Raw genomic sequence first — 19,854 nt, 5'->3', positions numbered from 1 at the left:
GGTTTCGGGGCCGCGCGGCGCGCGGTCCTCGGCCCCCGGAGCGGAGGGCATCGTCCGCGCACGATGGGCGGACACGATGGACGCCGCCCGCGTCGCGGGCGGCGTCCGTCGTGTCCAAGCGCGGGTCGTCAGTCGTCGGTCGGCGCCGGGGGAAGCTCGGCGTCGCTGGCGTACGGGAGGCGCGAGCGCGCGACGACGAGCACGTCGACGACGAGCGATCCGATGACCCCGGCGACGATGGAGAGGAACAGCACGACCGGGTCGAGCCAGTCCGCGCCGCGCAGCAGCACGACCAGCACGATGAAGACGACGAACTTCAGCAGCCAGCCGCCGAGGACGATGCCGAAGAACGCCCCGACGAAGACGTCGGACCCGGCGAAGCGATTGGCGAGCAGGATGCTCGCTCCGGTGATGCCCATGAAGACCATCGACATGAGCGTGCCGATGAGCGCGCCGAGGAGCCCGGCCGTGCCGGACACGGCGAACCCGATGGCCCCGCCCACGATCGCGATCGCGGCGGCGATGAGCACGCCCCACAGCAGCGCGCGCCGGAGGACGGGGTTGGAGGTGGGCGTGCGGTCGGCGGGGTCGCGCGGTGCGGAAGTCATCGGGCTCCTGGGTGGTCGTCGCCCGTGACCGGGCGTTCGGCGGCGGGCGTGGGCATGGCGGCGAGCTCGTCCAGGCCGGGGAAGGACGCGTCGCCGGCCGACGCGGCCTCGGCCTCCGCCGCGACCGTCTGGCGCTTGCGACGGCCGAGGGGGGCGAGCGTGACGGCGGCGAGGGCGACGAAGCCCACGCCGATGAAGGCGAAGGCCCAGCCCGACCCGACCTCGAAGTACACGGGCAGCACGAACGCGAGCAGGCAGCCGAAGGAGGCGACCGCCGTCCACCCGTAGAAGATGAGGACCGCGTGCAGGTGCGAATGGCCCATGTCGAGCAGGCGGTGGTGGAGGTGCTTCCGGTCGGCGGCGAAGGGCGACTTGCCCGCGCGCAGGCGTCGGACCACGGCCAGGCCGAAGTCGAGCAGCGGGATCAGGAGCACCGCGAACGGGATGATGATCGGGATGAACGCCGGGAACAGCTCGTCGGTGCCGAGCTGCGACGGGTCCACCTGGCCGGTCACCGCGATGGCCGACGTGGCCATGAGCAGGCCCACCAGCAGCGCGCCGGCGTCGCCCATGAACAGCTTCGCGGGGTGCCAGTTCAGCGGCAGGAAGCCCAGGCAGGCACCCACCACGACCACCGCCAGCAGCGAGGCGAGGTTGAAGTAGTTCGTCGGCGAGGTCTGCTGCACGAGCAGGTACGAGTAGAGGAAGAACACCCCGCTGGAGATGAGCGCGACGCCCGCGACGAGGCCGTCGAGCCCGTCGATGAAGTTGATGGCGTTCATCACGAGCACGATGGTGAACACCGTCACCGCCGCACTCATCCAGCTCGAGCCGACGGTGATGCCGCCATCGGGTCCGCCGATCGGCAGGGACACGATCGAGACGCCCTGCCACGCGATCACGCCCGCCGCGATGAACTGCCCCGCCAGCTTGGTCAGCCAGTCGAGCTCCCAGACATCGTCGGCGACGCCGATCGCGACGATGAGGCCGGCCGCGAGCAGGATCGCGAGCACCTGGAACGGGTCCTTGAAGACGATCTGCAGGTTGGCGAAGCGGTCGATGCCGAGCGAGGAGATCCACGCCGCCGCCGCGAAGGCGACGAGGATGCCGATGAACATCGCGATCCCGCCGAGTCGAGGCGTGGGTCGCGTGTGCACGTCGCGTTCGCGGATCTTCGGGTAGAGGCGGTACCTGAGGCTGAGCTTCCAGACCGCGAGCGATCCGGCGAACGTGACGATCGCCGTGACGAGGGCGAGGGCGACGAACAGGGTCATGACGGAGCGGGATCCGTCCGTTCCGCGGTCGGGCCCGCAGCGAGCTCCTCGGCGTCGGCCTCCGCCGGGGACTCAGCCGTGACGTCGACCTCCGCCGGGGACTCGGCCGCGGCGTCCGGCTCGGTCGCCTCGTCCGCCGAGTCGTCCGCCAGGAGTTCCTCGCCCACCACCTCGGCGATCCGCTCGCGCGAGATCACGCCCGCGCGAACGATCCGGAGCAGGCCCGACCCGTCGGCGCCGAGCCCCGTGGCGTCGACGATCGTCGAGGAGGTGTCGCCCGGTCGCTCCCCGATCGCCTCGTAGGACGTGCCCGCGGGGCCGCCGTCGAGGTACACCGAGACCGCGTCGCCGAGCATCTCGGCCGCGGCGCCGGCCGTCGTCGCCGATGGCATGCCGGACAGGTTCGCCGACGAGACCGCGAGCGGGCCGGTCTCGGACAGGAGCTCGAGCGCGATCCGCTGGTCGGGCATGCGCAGCGCGACCGTGCCTCGGGTCTCGCCGAGGTCCCACTGCAGCGACGGCTGCGCGCGCAGGATCACCGTGAGCCCGCCGGGCCAGAACGCCGCGACGAGCCGACGCACCGCGTCGGGAACCTCGACCGCGAGCGCGTCCAGCGTCGGGATGCCGGGCACGAGCACGGGCGGGGGCGAGGTCCGCTCGCGCCCCTTGGCCTCGAGCAGTCGCTGCACGGCGGCGGGGCTGAACGCGTCGGCCGCGACGCCGTAGACGGTGTCGGTGGGGATGACGACCAGCTCGCCGCTGCCGATGGCGCGACGCGCCAGGCGCATGCCGGCGAGGAGCTCGGACTCGACCGAGCAGTCGTGGATGAGTGTCATGACCGCTCGATTCTAGACGTCGGCGCGCCGCCGTCGCTGGGCGCCGCGGCGTGCGGCGCGAGGGACGCCTCCCCGAACGTCGTCGGCGCCCCCACCGGACGTCAGCGATGCGCCGTGGTCACCCGGTCGCGACCGGTCAGGTCGCGGTGGTGGGCCACCCCGTGCCATCCGTCGCCCTCGAGGATCGCGGCGACGCCGGCGGACTGCGACTCGCCGTGCTCGATCATCAGGGCGCCGCCGCGATGGACGAGCCGGAGCGCGCGCCGCGAGAGGATCCGCACCACGTCCAGCCCGTCCGGACCGCCGTAGAGCGCGTGCCCGGGGTCGTGGAGGCGCACCTCGGGGTCGCGAGGGAGCGCGTCGTCCGGGATGTAGGGCGGGTTCGACGCGACCACCGCGACGCGGCCGTCGAGTTCCGGCAGCGCCTCCGCGAGGTCGCCGAACACCAGCTCGAGGTTCGGCGCGCCGACCTCGTCGACGTTGCGCCGGGTCCACGGGAAGGCCTCGGGCGAGTTCTCGACGGCCCAGACGCGGGCATGCGGCACCTCGGTGGCCATCGACAGGGCGATCGCCCCGCTTCCCGAGCCGAGGTCGAGCCCGATCGGCTCCGGCTCGGCCGCCGCCCGCAACGCGTCGATCGCGAGCTGGGCGAGCAGTTCGGTCTCGGGCCGCGGCACGAACACGCCCGGCCCCACGGCGAGCTCGAGCGAGCGGAACGCCGCACGGCCGGTGAGGTGCTGGAGCGGCTCGCGACGCGCGCGGCGTTCGACGAGCGCGTCGAGCGCTCCGGCGGCCGACGGCGCCAGTTCGTCGCCGATCACGAGGCGCGCGTGCACGCCGCCCCGTGAGAGCCCGAGCACGTGACCGAGCAGGAGGTCGGCGTCGACCTCGGGGTCGGGCACCCCGGCCGCGGAGAGCGCGCGCACGGCGGCGTCGCGGGCGTCGCGCAGGGGTCGGGCCGCGGGCTCCTCGGTCGTCGCATTCACGCAATGGAATGTAACCCACTCCCGGCGGGTCGGCGCCCTCCGTATGCTGGTCCCCGGCACACGACGCCGCCGTCACGAGAGGGAACGAGATCATGGCCCAGGTCTACGAGAACATCACCGACGTCTTCGGGAAGACCCCCCTCGTGAAGCTGAACCGGGTGACGGACGGCGCCGGCGCCACCGTCCTCGCCAAGCTCGAGTTCTACAACCCATCGGCCAGCGTCAAGGACCGCCTGGGCATCGGCATCGTCGACGCCGCGGAGGCATCGGGGGAACTCCAGCCCGGCGGCACGATCGTCGAGGGCACCAGCGGCAACACCGGCATCGCCCTCGCGATGATCGGCGCGGCCCGCGGGTACCGCGTGGTCATCGCGATGCCGGAGACCATGAGCAAGGAGCGGCGCGCCCTGCTGCGCGCCTACGGCGCCGAGCTCGTCCTCACGCCGGGCGCCGAGGGCATGAAGGGCGCCGTCGCGCGTGCGGAGCAGATCGCGGCCGAGACGCCGGGCGCCGTCCTGGCCCGCCAGTTCGAGAACCAGGCGAACGTCGACATCCACCGCCGCACCACGGCCGAGGAGGTCTGGGACGACACCGACGGCGGCGTGGACGTCTTCGTCTCGGGCATCGGCACCGGGGGCACGATCTCGGGCGTCGGCCAGGTCCTCAAGGAGCGCAAGCCCGAGGTGCAGGTCGTCGGCGTCGAGCCGCTCGAGTCGCCCATCCTCAACGGCGGCCAGCCCGGACCGCACAAGATCCAGGGCATCGGCGCCAACTTCGTCCCGGCGATCCTCGACCGCGAGGTCTACGACGAGATCGTCGACGTGAACATCGACCAGGCCGTGGCCATGGCGCGTCGCCTGGGCGTCGAGGAGGGCATCCTCGGTGGGATCTCCTCCGGTGCGACCGTGCAGGCCGCGCGCGAGCTCGCACTGCGCCCGGAGAACGCGGGCAAGACCATCGTGGTGATCGTGGCCAGCTACGGCGAGCGCTACCTGTCGACGGTGCTCTACGAGGGTCTGCTGGACTAGTCGCCCCGCGCGATCTGGTTGACTGGACGGGTGGGAATCCTCGGCCGCCTCAGGGAAGACATCGCGACCGCCCGCTCCCACGACCCCGCGGCGCGGAACCGCATCGAGATCGTCCTCGCGTACTCCGGGCTGCATGCGATCTGGGCGCACCGCCTCGCGAACCGGATGTGGCAGGTGCCGGTGCTCCGCCTTCCGGCGCGCCTGCTCTCGCAGTTCGTCCGCTTCCTGACGGGAATCGAGATCCATCCGGGCGCGACCATCGGCCGCAGGTTCTTCATCGATCACGGCATGGGCATCGTCATCGGCGAGACGGCGATCGTCGGCGACGACGTCATGCTGTACCACGGGGTCACGCTCGGCGGGAAGGCCCCGCGCGGCGCCCCTCGCGGGGCGAAGCGCCATCCGACGCTCGGCGATCGCGTCACGGTCGGCGCCGGTGCGAAGGTGCTGGGCGACATCGAGATCGGCGCGGGCAGCGCGATCGGCGCGAACGCCGTGGTGACCCGCGGGGCACCGCCGAACTCGCTGCTCGTGGGCATCCCGGCCGTGGCCAGGCCCCTCTCCCCCGCCACGGCGGACGCCGCGCGCGGCATGCACGACTGGCGCGTCGACTTCCACATCTGACGGCGGCGGCGGCCTCGCTCGGCGTCAGAGCGGCAGGAACATCACGTGCAGGCCGACGTGGCCGTGTCGCGGGGATCGGAACGCACCGGGCACGGTGCCCACGATCTCGAACCCGACACTGCGCCAGAGGGCGACGGCGGCCTCGTTCGAGGCGACGACCGCGTTGAACTGGATGCCCTCGAAGCCCGAGCGGCGATGCCAGTCGACCACCCACTCGGCCAGCCGCCGGCCCACGCCCGCTCCGCGCGCCGCCGAGGAGACCATGAACGAGGCGGTGCCGATGTGGTCGCCGTGGCCGGGACGGTTCGGTCCCATCTTGGCGGTGCCGACGATCCGACCGTCGAGCTCGGCGACCACGGTGAGGCCGGGAGGCGACTCGATCCAGAGGCCCCGAGCCTCCTCGGGGCCGAGGTCCATCGGATAGGCGTAGGTCTCGCCCTCCCGCACGACCTCGTCGATGATGGCGAGGACCTGCGTCCAGTCGCCGTCGGCGAACGGACGGACGAGGACCTCGCCGGGGCGACTCATCGGTCGCCCAGCTCCGTGAGCCGAGCCTCCTCGTCGGCGCGCACCGCCGACTCGATGACGGGATCGAGCGCGCCGTCCATGACCTGGTCGAGGTTGTAGGCCTTGTAGCCGGTCCGGTGGTCGGCGATCCGGTTCTCCGGGAAGTTGTACGTGCGGATGCGCTCGGAGCGGTCCATCGACCGGATCTGCGACTTCCGCGCGTCCGAGGCTGCGGCCGCGATCTCCTCCTGCTGGCGGGCCAGCAAGCGGGCGCGCAGCACGCGCATCCCCGCCTCGCGGTTCTGCAGCTGCGACTTCTCGTTCTGCATCGCCACCACGATCCCGGTCGGCACGTGGGTGATGCGCACCGCCGAGTCGGTCGTGTTCACCGACTGGCCGCCGGGACCCGACGACCGGTACACGTCGATCTTGAGGTCGTTCTGGTTGATCTCGACCTCCTCGGGCTCGTCCACCTCGGGGAAGACGAGCACGCCCGTCGTCGAGGTGTGGATCCGGCCCTGGGTCTCGGTCACGGGCACGCGCTGCACGCGGTGCACGCCGCCCTCGTACTTCAGGTGCGCCCACACGCCCTGCGACGGGTCGGTGGCATTCGACTTGATCGCCACCTGGACGTTCTTGTAGCCGCCCAGGTCGGACTCGTCGCGCTCGAGCAGCTCGGTCTTCCAGCCCTTCGACTGCGCGTACTGCACGTACATGCGCAGCAGGTCGGCCGCGAACAGCGCGCTCTCGGCGCCGCCCTCACCGCCCTTGATCTCCATGATGACGTCGCGGCCGTCGTCCGGATCGCGCGGGATCAGGAGCCGCCGCAGCTTCTCCTGCGTCTCCGCGAGGTGCTCCTCGAGGCCGGGGACCTCCTCCGCGAACGCGTCGTCCTCCTTCGCGAGCTCGCGTGCGGCCTCGAGGTCGTCCTGCGCCTGGACCCACGCGTCATTGGCCGCGACGATGCGGCTGAGCTCGGCGTAGCGCCGGTTCACCCGCTTCGCGCGCGCCGCGTCGGCGTGCAGCGCCGGATCCGCGAGCTCCTCCTGGAGCTCGGCGTGCTCGGCGATCAGTGCCTGGACCGAGTCGAACATCGATCAGCGGTGGTGGTCGGACTCGTGGCCGTGCCCGTTGCCGTTCCCGCCGACCGGAGCCGACTTCTGCATGAGCAGGAGGAACTCGGTGTTGGACTGCGTCTCGCGCAGGCGTCCGAGCACGGCCTCGAGGGCCTGCTGCGGCTCGAGCCCGGCGAGCGCGCGGCGCAGCTTCCAGGTGATCTTGACCTCGTCGGGCGAGAGCAGCATCTCCTCGCGCCGGGTCGACGACGCGTTCACGTCGACGGCCGGGAAGATCCGCTTGTCCGCCAGGTGGCGCGAGAGGCGGAGCTCGGAGTTGCCGGTGCCCTTGAACTCCTCGAAGATCACCTCGTCCATCTTCGATCCCGTCTCGACGAGCGCGGTCGCGAGGATGGTGAGCGAGCCGCCGTTCTCGATGTTGCGCGCGGCGCCGAAGAACCGCTTCGGCGGGTACAGCGCCGACGCGTCGACACCGCCGGAGAGCACGCGGCCTGACGCCGGGGCGGCCAGGTTGTAGGCACGACCGAGGCGCGTGATCGAGTCGAGCAGCACGACCACGTCGTGGCCGAGCTCGACCAGGCGCTTCGCGCGCTCGATGGCGAGCTCCGCGACCGTCGTGTGGTCCTCCGCGGGGCGGTCGAAGGTCGAGGCGATGACCTCGCCCTTGACCGTGCGCTGCATGTCGGTGACCTCCTCGGGGCGCTCGTCGACGAGCACGACCATGAGGTGGACCTCGGGGTTGTTCGTGGCGATCGCGTTCGCGATCTGCTGCAGCACGATCGTCTTGCCCGCCTTCGGCGGCGCCACGATCAGGCCGCGCTGGCCCTTGCCGATCGGCGCGACGAGGTCGATGATCCGCTGGGTGAGCTTCGTCGGCTCGGTCTCGAGCCGCAGTCGGTCCCGCGGGTACAGCGGCGTGAGCTTCTGGAAGTCGACGCGCGAGGCCGCCTCGTCGGCGGTCTGGCCGTTGATCGAGTCGATCTTCACGAGCGCGTTGTACTTCTGGCGGCTGTTCGACTCGCCCTCGCGCGGCTGCTTGATCGAGCCGACCACCGCGTCGCCCTTGCGCAGGTGGTACTTCTTCACCTGGCCGAGCGAGACGTAGACGTCGCTCGGGCCGGGCAGGTACCCGGTCGTGCGCACGAACGCGTAGTTGTCGAGCACGTCGAGGATGCCCGCGATCGGGATCAGCACGTCGTCGTCGAGGATCTCGGGCTCGACGTCGTCCGCCTGGCCCTGGCCACGGCGCTTGCGGTCGCGGTACCGGTTGCGGCGGCCGCCGCCCTCGCCGTCGCCCTGCTGGTCGCCGCGACCCTGCTGGCCGCGTCCGCCCTGCTCCTGCTTGCCGCCCTTGTCGTCGCCGCCCTGGCGGCTCTTGTCGGCGTCGCCGCCCTGGCGGCCCTTGTCGTCGGCCTGCTTGCCGCCCTTGTCGTCGGCCTGCTTGCCGCCCTTGTCGGCGTCACCGGCGTCGTCGCCCTTGCGACCGCCCTGCTGGTCGGACTTCTGCGCGTCGCCGCGGTCACCGCCGCCGCGCCGACCGCGGTTGCGGCTGCGGCCCTGGCGGGGCTCCTGCTCGGACTGGCCGTCGCCCTCGGGCTTCTTCCGGCCGCCCTCGTCGGGCTTCCTGTCGCCGGCGTCGTCGGCCGAGCGGCCGCCGGTCGCGGCGGCGAGCTCCTCGCGCACGGCCGCGCGGGCGGCCTCGCGAGCGTCGTCCGCCCCGGCGCCGCCGTCGGCGGCGGCCTCGCGGGCGGCGCGGCCGCGGCCCTGAGGCGGCGCCGAGGCGTCGGTCGACGCGTCGTCCGCCGGGACCAGGTCGAGCCCGGTCAGGCCGGAGTTCGCGTGGCCGCTCGCGGCGGTCGCGCTCGTGGCGCGGCGGGGCTGCCGGGTGCGACGCGCGGGCTCTGCCGCGGGCGCCTCGGCCGCGGGCGCCTCGGCTGCGGGCGCCTCGGCTGCGGGCGCCTCGGCCGCCGGGGCGGCCTCGGTCTCCGCGGCGCGGTCGTCGGACGGCTCGGGGGTCGCGGGCCGGGTCTCGACGGCGTCGTCGGGCTCGGCGGTCGCGGTGCCGTCCGTGTGGGCGGAGATCAACTCCACGAGTTCTCCTTTTCGGCGCTTCGACGCGCCCGCGATGCCGAGCGAGGCGGCCAGCTCCTGGAGCTCGGCGACCTTCATGGTCGACAGGCGGGTGCGGTTCGCCACGCCGTCGGCGTGGTCGGTTCCGTTGGTCACTGGGATTGTCCTTTCCCCTGGCCGGGCATCGGGGGTCGGCCGAGGAGAGTCGATCGCGGCACGTCGCAGAAGGGCGCGCCGGGCGCAGATCTGCGCGATTGCGAACGCATGAGATGCCGGGAATCGCACCGAACGGCGGTGACGCGGATGGTGCAGCGCCTGCCGGGTGCGCGTCCCAGTCTAGCACCGGACGCCGACCCGTCCGACCACGCGCCACGCCGGGGCGCGACGCATCGCCCTGGCGGGAGCGACGGCATCGAGCCGATCAGCCCGCGTCGGCGGGGGCGACCGTGCCCCCGAGGAAGTCGACGGCGAGCGGGAGGGCCTGCCACGCGGTGTCGGCCGACTCCTCGACCAGTCGGACCGCGTCGGCACGCTCGCTCGGGTCGCTCGCGAGCACGAGGATCGACGGTCCGGCCCCCGAGACGACGGCCGGGTGGCCCGCCTCGCGGAGGCGGCGGATGAGCCGGTCGGTCTCGGGCATCGCCTCGGCGCGATAGCGCTGGTGCAGCTTGTCCTCGGTGGCGGCGAGCAGCAGCTCGGGGCTCTGGATCAGCGCGGCCACCAGCAGGGCCGAGCGCGACACGTTGAACACCGCGTCCTCGTGCGGCACGGACTGCGGCTGGAGGCTCCGCGCGAGCGCCGTCGACATCTCGTGCTCGGGGACGAGCACGAGAGGGGCGACGCCGCGGTGGACCATGAGCTTCTTGTGACGCGGCCCTTCGGGCGTCATCCACGCGATCGTGAGGCCGCCGAAGAGCGCCGGAGCCACGTTGTCGGGGTGCCCCTCGAGCTCCGTCGCGAGCTCCAGGAGGTCGTCGGCGGAGAGCTCGACCTCCGGCTCGAGCAGGCCCTTGGCCGCCATCACGCCCGCGACGATCGCCGCACCCGACGAGCCCAGCCCCCGACCGTGCGGGATGGCGTTGTGCGCGACGAGCCGGATCGGCGGCAGCTCACGGCCCTGCCGCGCGAAGGCGTGCGCCATGGCCCGGACCACGAGGTGCGAGGCGTCGCGCGGCACCTCGTCCGCTCCGACGCCGTGCACCTCGATCTCGAGTCCGTCGTCGATGACCTCGACGTCGAGCTCGTCGTACCGGGCGAGCGCGAGGCCCAGCGTGTCGAACCCCGGCCCGAGGTTCGCCGAGGTCGCCGGCACCTTCACGTGCACCCTCCGGCCGACCGGGACGGTCGGGGCCGCGGGCGCGGCGAGCGGCTCGGGGCTCATGCGCCGAGCCCCAGGACCTCCGCGACGTGCGCCACGTCGGCGGGCACGACGGTCGGGGCGACGTCGGACCCGTCCGGGAGGCGGAGGGCCCACTGCGGGTCCTTCAGGCCGTGGCCGGTGACGGTGAGCACGACGCGGGCGCCGGCGGGAACCACGCCCGCCTCGGCTCGCTCGAGCAGTCCGGCGACGCTGATGGCGGAGGCCGGCTCGACGAAGATCCCCACCTCGGCCGAGAGGATGCGCTGGGCCTCGAGGATCTTCTCGTCCTCGATGGCGCCGAAGTACCCGTCGGTGAGGTCGCGCGCCTCGAGCGCGAGGTGCCACGACGCCGGGTTGCCGATGCGGATCGCGCTCGCGATCGTCTCCGGGTGCTTCACCGGCTCGCCGAGCACCAGGGGGGCGGACCCGGCAGCCTGGAAGCCGAACATGCGCGGCAGCCGCGTGGCGTTGCCCGCCTCGATGTCCTCGCGGTACCCGCGCGTGTACGCCGTGTAGTTGCCCGCGTTCCCGACCGGGATGAAGTGGAAGTCGGGCGCGTCGCCGAGCACCTCGACGACCTCGAAGGCGCCGGTCTTCTGACCCTCGATGCGGTCGTTGTTGACCGAGTTCACCAGGTGCACCGGGTAGTTCTCGGCCAGGTCGCGCGCGATGTCGAGGCAGTCGTCGAAGTTGCCCTGGATCTGGATGAGCTGCGCGTCGTGCGCGATCGCCTGGCTCAGCTTGCCCATCGCGATCTTGCCCTCGGGCACGAGCACGGCGGCCTTGATGCCCGCGTGGGTGGCGTACGCGGCGGCCGAGGCCGAGGTGTTGCCCGTGGAGGCGCAGATCACGACCTCCGCGCCGCGCTCCACCGCCTTGGTCACGGCCATCGTCATGCCGCGGTCCTTGAACGAGCCCGTCGGGTTCATGCCCTCGTACTTGACCCACACGTCGGCGCCGGTGCGGCGCGAGAGCGCGGGTGCGGGCAGGAGCGGCGTGCCGCCCTCGCCGAGGGTCACGACCGGGGTTGCCTCCGTCACGTCGAGGCGATCGGCGTACTCGCGGATGACGCCGCGCCACTGACGGGACGGCGCCTTCGTAGCCTGCTGGTTCACTCTGCTCCTTCGACTCGGATCACGGATGCGACGGAGGTCACGACCGGGCTGTCGGCGAGTGCGGCGACCGTCCGGGCCAGCGCGGACTCGCGCGCCTCGTGGGTGCCGATGACCAGCGTAGCCCGGCCGGTCCCGTCGTTGATGGTCTGCTCGAGCTCGCCGACGGACACGCCGTGGTCCGCGAAGGCGTGCGCGATCGTCGCCAGCACGCCCGGCTCGTCGGCCGCCTCGATGGTGATGGCGTACCTCGTCGTGATGCGTCCGATCTCGAGCACCGGAAGCGCCGCGTGGGTGGACTCCGCCGTGCCGGGACCCCCCAGCACGTGGCGGCGTGCGATCGCGACGAGGTCGCCGAGCACGGCGGATGCGGTCTGCACCCCACCGGCGCCCGCGCCGTAGAACATGAGGGGCCCCGCGGCCGCGGCCTCGACGAACACGGCGTTGTTGGCGCCGTGCACCGCGGCGAGCGGGTGGCTGCGGTGCACCATCGCGGGGTACACGCGGGCCGACACGCCCTCCTCCCCCGTCTCGGGGTCGGCGAGCCGTTCGCAGATCGCGAGCAGCTTCACGACGTAGCCGGCGCGGCGCGCGGACTCGACCTGCGCGGCGGTGACGCCCGTGATGCCCTCGCGGTGGACGGCCTCGATCGGCACGGCGGTGTGGAATGCCAGGCTCGCGAGGATCGCGGCCTTCTGGGCGGCGTCGTAGCCGCCGATGTCGGCGGTCGGATCGGCCTCTGCGTACCCGAGGTCGGTCGCGGTCGCGAGCGCGTCCTCGAGCGAGGCGCCCGTGACGTCCATCCGGTCCAGGATGAAGTTCGTCGTGCCGTTCACGATGCCGAGGATCCGGTCGATGCGGTCGCCCGCGAGGCTGTCCTTCAGCGGCCGGATGATCGGGATGGCGCCGCCGACGGCGGCCTCGTACGACAGCTGCGCCCCCACCTGCTCCGCCGCGGCGAACAGCTCCGGCCCGTGCGTCGCGAGCAGCGCCTTGTTGCCGGTCACGACGTCGGCGCCCGAGGCGATCGCGCGGAGGACCAGGCTGCGGGCCGGCTCGAGGCCGCCCATGAGCTCGATCACGATGTCGGCGCCGACGATGAGCGACTCGGCGTCGGTGGTCAGCAGCTCGCGCGGCAGTTCGACGTCGCGCGGCGCGTCGACGTCGCGCACCGCGATGCCGACGAGCTCGAGTCGTGCGCCCACGCGGTTGGCGAGCTCGTCGCCCTGCTCGAGGAGGAGCCGCGCGACCTGGGAGCCGACGGATCCGGCCCCGAGCAGCGCCACTCGGATGGAACGGTATTCGATCATGCGGTGACTCCGTCTGCGTCATCGTCGTGGTCGGTGAGGCCGGCGTCGCGAGCGAGGAGGTCGTCCTCGGTCTCGCCGTGCACGATGACGCGTGCGACGCCGCCGGCGACGGCCACGACCGGCGGTCGGGGCACGTGGTTGTAGTTGGAGGCGAGCGACCAGCAGTACGCCCCGGTCGCGGCGACGGCCAGGAGGTCGCCGGGAGCGACGTCGTGCGGCAGCCAGTCGTGGTCGACGACGACGTCGCCCGACTCGCAGTGCTTGCCCACGACCCGCACGAGCGCCGGCGCGTCGTCGGAGGTCCGCGAGGCGAGGCGCACCGTGTAGTCGGCGCCGTACATCGCGGTGCGGATGTTGTCGCTCATGCCGCCGTCGACGGAGACGTAGTGGCGCCATCCGCCCTCGATCGGCACGGGCTTGACGGTGCCCACCGTGTAGAGCGTCACGCCGGCCGGGCCGATGATCGAGCGGCCGGGCTCGAACGCGAGCCGCGGCACGGGGACGCCGAGCCTCGCGCACGCCGCCGCGACCGCCCGGGCGATGCCCTCGGCGATCCGCTCGATCGGCGCGGGCGCGTCGGCCTCGGTGTAGGCGATGCCGAAGCCGCCGCCGAGGTTGAGCTCGGGCACGGGGGCGACCGCGGACATCTCCGCGTGCACGGCCAGGAGCCGTTCGGCCGACTCGGCGAAGCCCGCGGCGTCGAAGATCTGCGAGCCGATGTGGCAGTGCAGGCCGACGAACTCGAGTGCATCGTGCGAGCGGATGTCGGCGACCACGCGGGCGGCGTGCTCGAGCGCCATGCCGAACTTCTGGTCCTCGTGCGCGGTGGCGAGGAAGTCGTGGGTCGAGGCGTGCACGCCCGAGTTGACGCGCAGGCGCACCCGCTGCACGCGACCGGCGAGTGCCGCGGCGTCGGCGACCCGGCCGACCTCGACCTCGCTGTCGATCACGATCGTGCCGACGCCGGCCTCGACCGCGCGCGCGATCTCGGACCGCGACTTGTTGTTGCCGTGGAAGCCGATCCGCGCGGGGTCGGCGCCCGCGGCGAGCGCGACGGCGAGTTCGCCGCCGGTGGCGACGTCGATGGAGAGGCCCTCGGCCGTCATCCATCGCACCACCGCGCCCGAGAGGAAGGCCTTCCCCGCGTAGTAGACGGTGGCCGAGGTGCCGACGGCGGCCGCGGCGCGTTCGAACGCCTCGCGGGTGCGCACGGCCCGAGCGCGGGCGACCTGCTCGTCGACGACGTAGAGCGGCGTGCCGAAGCCGCGGGCGAGGGCGTCGACGTCGACACCGCCGACGACGAGTCGACCCGACGCGTCACGATGGGCGCCGTCGGGCCACACCTCGGGGGCGAGCGCGTTCGGGTCCGCGGGCGCGCCGGGCAGCGCGGGGACGGATGCGCTGGATGACACGGGAACCTCGCGGGACGAAGGGAACGACGGATCACTCGGACGGCGAGCGAACCCGGATCGGTTCCTGAAGCCTCGGTGCGGACCGCCCTTGTGGGGCGGGTACGGCGAGTCTACCGACGCCCGGCGCGGCCGACGAATCGGTGACGTGCGGCGTCGGCGCTGGTGCCCGGCGGGGCGTTCCGGGGGGCCGGTCGGGTCAGTCGCAGGCGCCGGTGGTCTGCAGGGTCTCCTCGGCGAGCGGCAGTCCGCTGGCTTCGAGGCGCACGGTCACGCGTTCGGGCTCGACGAGCAGGTCGGCGAGCTCGATGCCCTCCGGCAGCCGGTCGGCGACGCAGATCGGCAGCGGGTCGCCGCCGAGGATGCGGTCGACGAGTGCCGAGGCGTCGATCGTGCCCGCGCCCGCCCGGACGTCGGCCGAGACCGGCCGGAGCAGCACCCGGTCGCCGGCGGCGATCGGCTCGGCGGTGATGGAGAAGCCGATCGGGAAGCCGAGGAAGCTCACCTCGTCCTCGTAGCCGACGACGCCGTCGCCGAGCTCGAGTCCCTCCGGGATGCCCTGCGACGCGGCGATGGCGTCCACCGCGTCGCCGTCGACCGCGGCCTCGGCCTCGGCCCGTCGCACCGGCTCGCCCTCGGCCAGGGGCACGCCGTACGCGGTCACGCGGACGTCGACCGGGATGCCGTCGACGTCGAGGTCGCGCGAGGTGGCGACCATCTCGTCCATGCTCCCGGTCATCACCTGCCAGAGCGCCGAGACGCCCCGGATCTCGACGTCGACCTCGCCCGTGACGCCCTCGGGCAGGCTCTGCTCGATGGAGGCGGCGACGTTGCGCTCGGCGATGCTCCGGCCGACGGTCTCGACGAGCACGAGGATCGCGGCGATCACCACGAGCGCGACGACGATGACGATCGCGACGCGCGCGCCCGAGCGGCCGCGCCGGCCCGAGCCGGACGCACCGCCATCGGGATCGATGGGGACCGTGTCGGCGTCGCGCGAACTCATGCGGGCGAGGCTACATGCGCTCCGGCGCCGACACGCCGAGCAGCTCGAGGCCGTTCCGGATGACGGTCCCCGTTGCGTCGTTCAGCCAGAGTCGAGTACGGTGCAGGTCGCCGACGGGCTCGTCGCCGAGCGGCAGCACGCGGCAGTTGTCGTACCAGCGGTGGTAGAGGCCGGCGAGCTCCTCGATGTAGCGGGCGATGCGGTGCGGTTCGCGCAGCTCCGCGGCCTGCGCGACGATGCGCGGGAACTCCTGCAGTGCTCCGAGCAGGGCCGATTCCGTCTCGTGCACGAGCAGCTCGGGCGCGAAGCCCGAGCGGTCGACGCCGGATGCCGCGGCGTTGCGCGCGACCGCGGACGTGCGCGCGTGCGCGTACTGCACGTAGAAGACCGGGTTGTCGTTCGTCCGGCGGCGGAGCTGCTCGGGGTCGATCGCGAGCGGCGAGTCGGCCGGGTAGCGGGCGAGCGTGTAGCGCAGGGCGTCGGTGCCGAGCCAGGCCTGGAGGTCGTCGAGCTCGATGATGTTGCCCGCGCGCTTGGAGAGCTTCGCCCCGTTGATGCTCACGAGCTGCCCGATGAGCACCTCGACGTCGCGCTCGGGGTCGTCGCCCGCGGCGCCGGCGAGCGCCTTGAGCCGGTGCACGTAGCCGTGGTGGTCGGCTCCGAGCAGGTAGATCTTGTGCTCGAAGCCGCGGTCGCCCTTGTCGAGGTAGTAGGCGGCGTCCGCGGCGAAGTACGTGTACACGCCGTTGGCGCGGCGGATGACGCGGTCCTTGTCGTCGCCGAAGTCGGTGGTGCGCACCCACACCGCGCCCTCCTCGTCGAAGACGTGGCCCTGCGCGCGCAGCCGCTCGACCGCGGCGTCGATGGCCGAGACGTCGTCGTCGTCCTTCGCGTGCAGCGCGCGCTCGCTGGTCCACACGTCGAAGTGCACGTTGAAGCGCTCGAGCGAGTCGCGGATCTCGCCGAGCTGCAGCTCGTACGCGATCTCGCGCGCGGTGTGCAGCGCGACGTCGTGGTCGAGCTCGAGCAGGTGGGGCTCGCGCTCGAGCACGCGCGCGGCGAGGTCGGCGACGTACCGTCCCGGGTAGCCGTTCTCGGGCGTCGGCTCGCCCTTGGCCGCGGCCAGCACCGAGGCTCCGAAGTTGTCCATCTGGTTGCCGGCGTCGTTGATGTAGTACTCGTTCGCGACCTCGGCGCCGGCCGCGCGCAGCACCCGCCCGATCGAGTCTCCGAGCGCCGCCCAGCGCGTGTGGCCGATGTGCAGCGGGCCGGTCGGGTTCGCGGAGACGAACTCGAGGTTGATCACCCGGCCGGAGAGCGTGTCGCCGTTGCCGTATGCAGCGCCCTGCTCGACGATGGTGCGGGCCAGGGCGCCGGCCGCCGCCGCCTCCAGCCGGATGTTGATGAAGCCGGGGCCCGCGACCTCCGCGCTCGCCACCCCGTCGACCTCGGCGAGGCCCCCTGCGAGCTCGCCGGCGATCTCGCGCGGGTTCGAGCCGAGGGGCTTGGCGATGCGCAGCGCGATCGAGGACGCCCAGTCGCCGTGCTCGCGGAGCTTCGGACGCTCCAGCGTGACCGCCTCCGGCGCGAGCTGGAGTGCGACCTCGGCCCCGGCCTCGCGTCGTCGCGCGACGAGGGCGATGACGAGGTCGTACAGTGCACGCGAGAGATCGGCGGGAGTCACTCGAAGATCCTACCGGGGACGCGTTGCTATCGTTTCCGCATGTCGCGCCCGAACACCCTCCGCCCCCGCACCCTGCTCGCGCTCGGCTCGCTCGCGATGATCGGCGTGGTCGCCCTCGCGGGCTGCACCGCATCGGGCACCGCGCCCGAGGCGTCGACGGCGCCGCCGAGCGCGGACGCCACGGCCGACGCGGGCGAGACGGCGGTGCCGACGGCCGCGCCCGAGCCGACCGAGGAGCCCGTGCCCTTCGAGGCCGCCTGCGACGAGGTGCTCACGCTGGAGCAGCTGTACGCCTTCAACCCCAACTACGGCGTCGCGCCCGACTACGCCCCGGGGGCGAGCACGGTGAGCGATGTCGTGGCCGCCGAGGGCACGGCCTGCGGCTGGAGCAACCAGAGCAGCGGCGAGGTGATCGAGGTCGGCGTGGCCGTGCTGCCCGAGCGCGCCTACGAGCGGGCGGTCGGCGACGCGGCGCTGCACTCGAACGCGGTGCCGACGTACGGCACGCCTCCCGACGTGGAGGGGTTCTTCCGGCAGTCCGGCGGCGTCGGGCAGGCCCAGGTGTTCGCCGACGGCTACTGGATCGTCGTCGAGTCGGACGTCCTGTTCGAGCCGGGTGACGCGCAGATGCTGATGGCCGACGTGCTGGCCAACGTCTCCGGCTGATCCGGCCCGGCCGGCGTACGAGCCGACCGATCGCAGGTGGTAGTGTGTCTGGCTGTGCGCCTCCGTAGCTCAGGGGATAGAGCGCCGGTTTCCGGTACCGTAGGTCGGGGGTTCGAATCCCTCCGGGGGCACGTCGTGAAGGGCCCGGTCCACTCAGCCAACTGAGGGCCGGGCTCGTTCCGTTCCCGCCCTCCCATCGCCCGCACCGGCTGGGCGTGCGCCGAGAACCGTGCGCCGCGCAGGACCGCCCCAATAGACTCCAGACATCGACTCGGAGGGGGAGCACTGGAGCATGCGGTCGGTTCGCGGAGGGGTGATCGCGCTCGTCGTCCTCATCGGGTCCTGGTGCCTGCTCGGCGCGGGTCCCGCCGTCGCCGAGGAGCCGGTGGACTTCGGCGTCGGGCCCGTGGTCGACACGGTCGGCGCGCTCGCGCCCGACGAGGTCGCCGAGGTCGAGGCCGCGATCTCCGAGAGCGCCGACCGGAGCGGTCGGCAGCTCTTCGTGGCGTTCGTGAGCGAGTTCGAGGACCCGGCCGACGCCGGATCCTGGGCGACGCAGACCGCCAACGACAACAACATGGGTCGCGAGGACTACCTGCTCGCCGTCGCCGTGGACGGGCGCGCGTACTACCTCTCGGCCGCCGAGGACGCCTCGCTCTCGTCCGACGAGGTCGACCGCATCGCGCTGCGCGAGATCGAGCCGCACCTGCAGGAGGGCGACTGGGCCGGCGCGGCGATCGCCGGCGCCGAGGCGATCGGCGGGACCTCCTCCGGCGGAGGCGGGCTGGCGTGGCTCTGGGTGGTGCTCCTCGCCGCCGCGGTCGTCGTGGTGATCGTGATCGTCGTCCGACGACGCGCCGGGCGACGCGGCGACGCGGCGACCTCCGACGCGGTCCCGATCGAGGACCTCCGGCGGCGGGCCGGCAGCGCACTCGTCGCCGCCGACGACGCCGTCAAGACGAGCGAGGAGGAGCTCGGCTTCGCGGAGGCGTCCTTCGGCACCGAGGCCACCGCGGGGTTCCGGGCCGCGCTGGCGGAGGCGGAGGGGAAGCTCCGGGAGGCCTTCGGACTCCAGCAGCGGCTCGACGACCACATGCCCGACACCGAGGCGCAGCAGCGCGAGTGGTACGGGGCGATCCTGCGGCTCACCGGCGAGGCCGACGCCATGCTCGACGCGCAGGCCGAGCGGTTCGACGCCCTCCGCGACCTCGAACAGCGCGCACCGGAGGAGCTGGCCCGCGTCGAGGCGTCCGTGCGGGAGGCCGAACGCGGGATCGACGGCGCCGAGACGCGACTGGCCGAGCTGAGGACCCGGTACGCCGCGTCGGCGCTCGAACCGGTGGCCGACAACCCCGAGCAGGCGCGCGCGCGGATCGCCTTCGCCGACGAGAGCACGCGCGCCGCGTCCGAGGCGATCGCCCGCGCGGCGACCGGCGCCGCCGCCGTCGGGATCCGTGCCGCCGAGGAGGCGGCAGATCAGGCACGGCTGCTCTCCGCGGCCGTCGATCGCGTGGCCGACGACCTCGATGCCGCCGATCGCGCCGTCGGAGCCGGCGTGGACGACCTCGAGTCGGACGTCCGGACCGCACGCGGCCTGGAGGATCCCGCCCTCGCGAGCCTGGCCGACCGCGTCGAGCGCGAGGCGTCGCGACTGCGCGCCGACCTCGCGGCGCCGACGCGGTCGCCGCTCGAGCTGAAGGCCCGCCTCGACGCGGTCAACGCGGAGATCGACGCGGCCGTGCAGGGCGTGCGCGACGCCCGGGTGCGGGAGCAGCGCGCGAGGGCGGACCTCGACCGCGCGCTGCTCGCCGCGCGCTCGCGCGTCCGGGCGGCGGAGGACTACCTCGTGGCGCGCCGCGGTGCGGTCGGCGCCGACGCCCGGACCCGACTGGCCGAGGCCGGGCGCCTGGTCGCCGAGGCGGAGGCGCTCACGGGCTCGGACCCGGCCGCCGCACTGGCGTCCGCGCAGCGGGCAGACCGTCTGGCCGGCGAGGCGATGACGCTGGCGCAGCGCGACGTCGGCGGCTTCGGCAGTGCGTACGGGTCGGGGTATGCGGGCGGCGCATCGCGCGGCGGGGGCAACCTGCTGCCGGCGGTGCTCGGCGGCATCCTCGTGGACTCGATGATGCGCGGCGGTTCCAGCCGCGGCGGCTTCGGCGGCCGCCAGAGCCGCGGCGGAGGACGCGGCGGAGGACTCGGCGGCGGATTCGGCGGCGGCCGACGCTCCCCCGGCAGCTTCGGCGGCTCCGGCACGCGCTCGCGGCGCGGGAGCGGAGGCCGCTTCTGACCCTCGCCGCC

Annotated in this window: 17 protein-coding genes and 1 tRNA gene; 5 read left to right on the top strand and 13 right to left on the bottom strand. The window is 73.3% G+C overall.

Features of this window, described 5'->3' with window-relative positions; all coding sequences use genetic code 11:
• Window positions 1–128 precede the first annotated feature (128 nt).
• From ABME01_RS05780 to prmC, 4 genes are all read right to left on the bottom strand, one after another.
• A complete protein-coding gene (locus tag ABME01_RS05780) occupies window positions 129–608 on the bottom strand; it encodes a Cg1360 family ATP-synthase-associated protein (RefSeq protein ID WP_353827418.1) in 480 nt (159 codons plus the stop codon).
• Complete coding sequence (locus tag ABME01_RS05775) at window positions 605–1,882, bottom strand: MraY family glycosyltransferase (RefSeq protein ID WP_353827417.1); 1,278 nt, start codon at window positions 1,880–1,882, stop codon at window positions 605–607. Before ABME01_RS05775 ends, ABME01_RS05780 begins: the two co-directional genes overlap by 4 nt.
• Window positions 1,879–2,718 (bottom strand): L-threonylcarbamoyladenylate synthase, encoded by an 840-nt coding sequence (locus ABME01_RS05770; RefSeq protein ID WP_353827416.1) that lies wholly within the window; start codon window positions 2,716–2,718, stop codon window positions 1,879–1,881. Before ABME01_RS05770 ends, ABME01_RS05775 begins: the two co-directional genes overlap by 4 nt.
• 101 nt (window positions 2,719–2,819) lie before the next feature.
• Window positions 2,820–3,704 (bottom strand): peptide chain release factor N(5)-glutamine methyltransferase, encoded by an 885-nt coding sequence (gene prmC, locus ABME01_RS05765; RefSeq protein WP_436407400.1) that lies wholly within the window; start codon window positions 3,702–3,704, stop codon window positions 2,820–2,822.
• Window positions 3,705–3,796: 92 nt separating this feature from the next.
• On the opposite strand from prmC, the gene cysK reads away from it, so the two are divergent.
• Window positions 3,797–4,732, top strand: coding sequence for a cysteine synthase A (gene cysK / locus ABME01_RS05760; protein WP_353827415.1), 936 nt, complete (start codon window positions 3,797–3,799; stop codon window positions 4,730–4,732).
• A gap of 30 nt (window positions 4,733–4,762) precedes the next feature.
• Window positions 4,763–5,356 carry a serine O-acetyltransferase EpsC gene (gene epsC, locus ABME01_RS05755; RefSeq protein WP_353827414.1) on the top strand — a complete coding sequence of 198 codons (594 nt, stop codon included), beginning with the start codon at window positions 4,763–4,765 and terminating at the stop codon, window positions 5,354–5,356.
• A 24-nt stretch (window positions 5,357–5,380) separates the two neighbouring features.
• On the opposite strand, the gene ABME01_RS05750 is transcribed toward epsC, so the two are convergent.
• The 9 genes from ABME01_RS05750 to ABME01_RS05710 form a co-directional block, all read right to left on the bottom strand.
• A complete protein-coding gene (locus tag ABME01_RS05750; protein ID WP_353827413.1) occupies window positions 5,381–5,884 on the bottom strand; it encodes a GNAT family N-acetyltransferase in 504 nt (167 codons plus the stop codon).
• Window positions 5,881–6,957, bottom strand: coding sequence for a peptide chain release factor 1 (prfA, locus tag ABME01_RS05745; RefSeq protein ID WP_353827412.1), 1,077 nt, complete (start codon window positions 6,955–6,957; stop codon window positions 5,881–5,883). The genes ABME01_RS05750 and prfA overlap by 4 nt, the downstream gene beginning before the upstream one ends.
• A gap of 3 nt (window positions 6,958–6,960) precedes the next feature.
• Entirely contained in the window at window positions 6,961–9,108 is a 2,148-nt protein-coding gene (gene rho, locus ABME01_RS05740; RefSeq protein ID WP_436407404.1) for a transcription termination factor Rho, read from the bottom strand.
• Between the two features lie 322 nt (window positions 9,109–9,430).
• Window positions 9,431–10,390, bottom strand: coding sequence for a homoserine kinase (gene thrB / locus ABME01_RS05735; RefSeq protein WP_353827410.1), 960 nt, complete (start codon window positions 10,388–10,390; stop codon window positions 9,431–9,433).
• Window positions 10,387–11,484: a threonine synthase gene (gene thrC / locus ABME01_RS05730; protein WP_353827409.1), complete on the bottom strand. Its 1,098-nt coding sequence runs from the start codon at window positions 11,482–11,484 to the stop codon at window positions 10,387–10,389. The genes thrB and thrC overlap by 4 nt, the downstream gene beginning before the upstream one ends.
• Window positions 11,481–12,791, bottom strand: a complete 1,311-nt coding sequence (locus ABME01_RS05725) for a homoserine dehydrogenase (RefSeq protein WP_353827408.1) — start codon at window positions 12,789–12,791, stop codon at window positions 11,481–11,483. Before ABME01_RS05725 ends, thrC begins: the two co-directional genes overlap by 4 nt.
• Complete coding sequence (lysA, locus tag ABME01_RS05720; RefSeq protein ID WP_353827407.1) at window positions 12,788–14,203, bottom strand: diaminopimelate decarboxylase; 1,416 nt, start codon at window positions 14,201–14,203, stop codon at window positions 12,788–12,790. Before lysA ends, ABME01_RS05725 begins: the two co-directional genes overlap by 4 nt.
• A gap of 196 nt (window positions 14,204–14,399) precedes the next feature.
• Window positions 14,400–15,206: an LmeA family phospholipid-binding protein gene (locus ABME01_RS05715; protein WP_353827406.1), complete on the bottom strand. Its 807-nt coding sequence runs from the start codon at window positions 15,204–15,206 to the stop codon at window positions 14,400–14,402.
• A gap of 10 nt (window positions 15,207–15,216) precedes the next feature.
• Window positions 15,217–16,890, bottom strand: coding sequence for an arginine--tRNA ligase (locus ABME01_RS05710; RefSeq protein WP_353827405.1), 1,674 nt, complete (start codon window positions 16,888–16,890; stop codon window positions 15,217–15,219).
• A gap of 39 nt (window positions 16,891–16,929) precedes the next feature.
• On the opposite strand from ABME01_RS05710, the gene ABME01_RS05705 reads away from it, so the two are divergent.
• From ABME01_RS05705 to ABME01_RS05695, 3 genes are all read left to right on the top strand, one after another.
• Window positions 16,930–17,556: an iron ABC transporter ATP-binding protein gene (locus tag ABME01_RS05705; protein WP_353827404.1), complete on the top strand. Its 627-nt coding sequence runs from the start codon at window positions 16,930–16,932 to the stop codon at window positions 17,554–17,556.
• A gap of 58 nt (window positions 17,557–17,614) precedes the next feature.
• A tRNA-Arg gene (locus tag ABME01_RS05700) sits at window positions 17,615–17,687 on the top strand.
• Window positions 17,688–17,848: 161 nt separating this feature from the next.
• Window positions 17,849–19,843 (top strand): TPM domain-containing protein, encoded by a 1,995-nt coding sequence (locus tag ABME01_RS05695; RefSeq protein ID WP_353827403.1) that lies wholly within the window; start codon window positions 17,849–17,851, stop codon window positions 19,841–19,843.
• Window positions 19,844–19,854: the final 11 nt, after the last annotated feature.

The sequence above is a fragment of the Agromyces litoreus genome (assembly GCF_040496015.1).
Lineage (GTDB): Bacteria > Actinomycetota > Actinomycetes > Actinomycetales > Microbacteriaceae > Agromyces > Agromyces litoreus.
The sequence above is the reverse complement of the archived record's forward strand: the minus strand, read 5'-3'. Positions and strand labels throughout refer to the sequence as shown.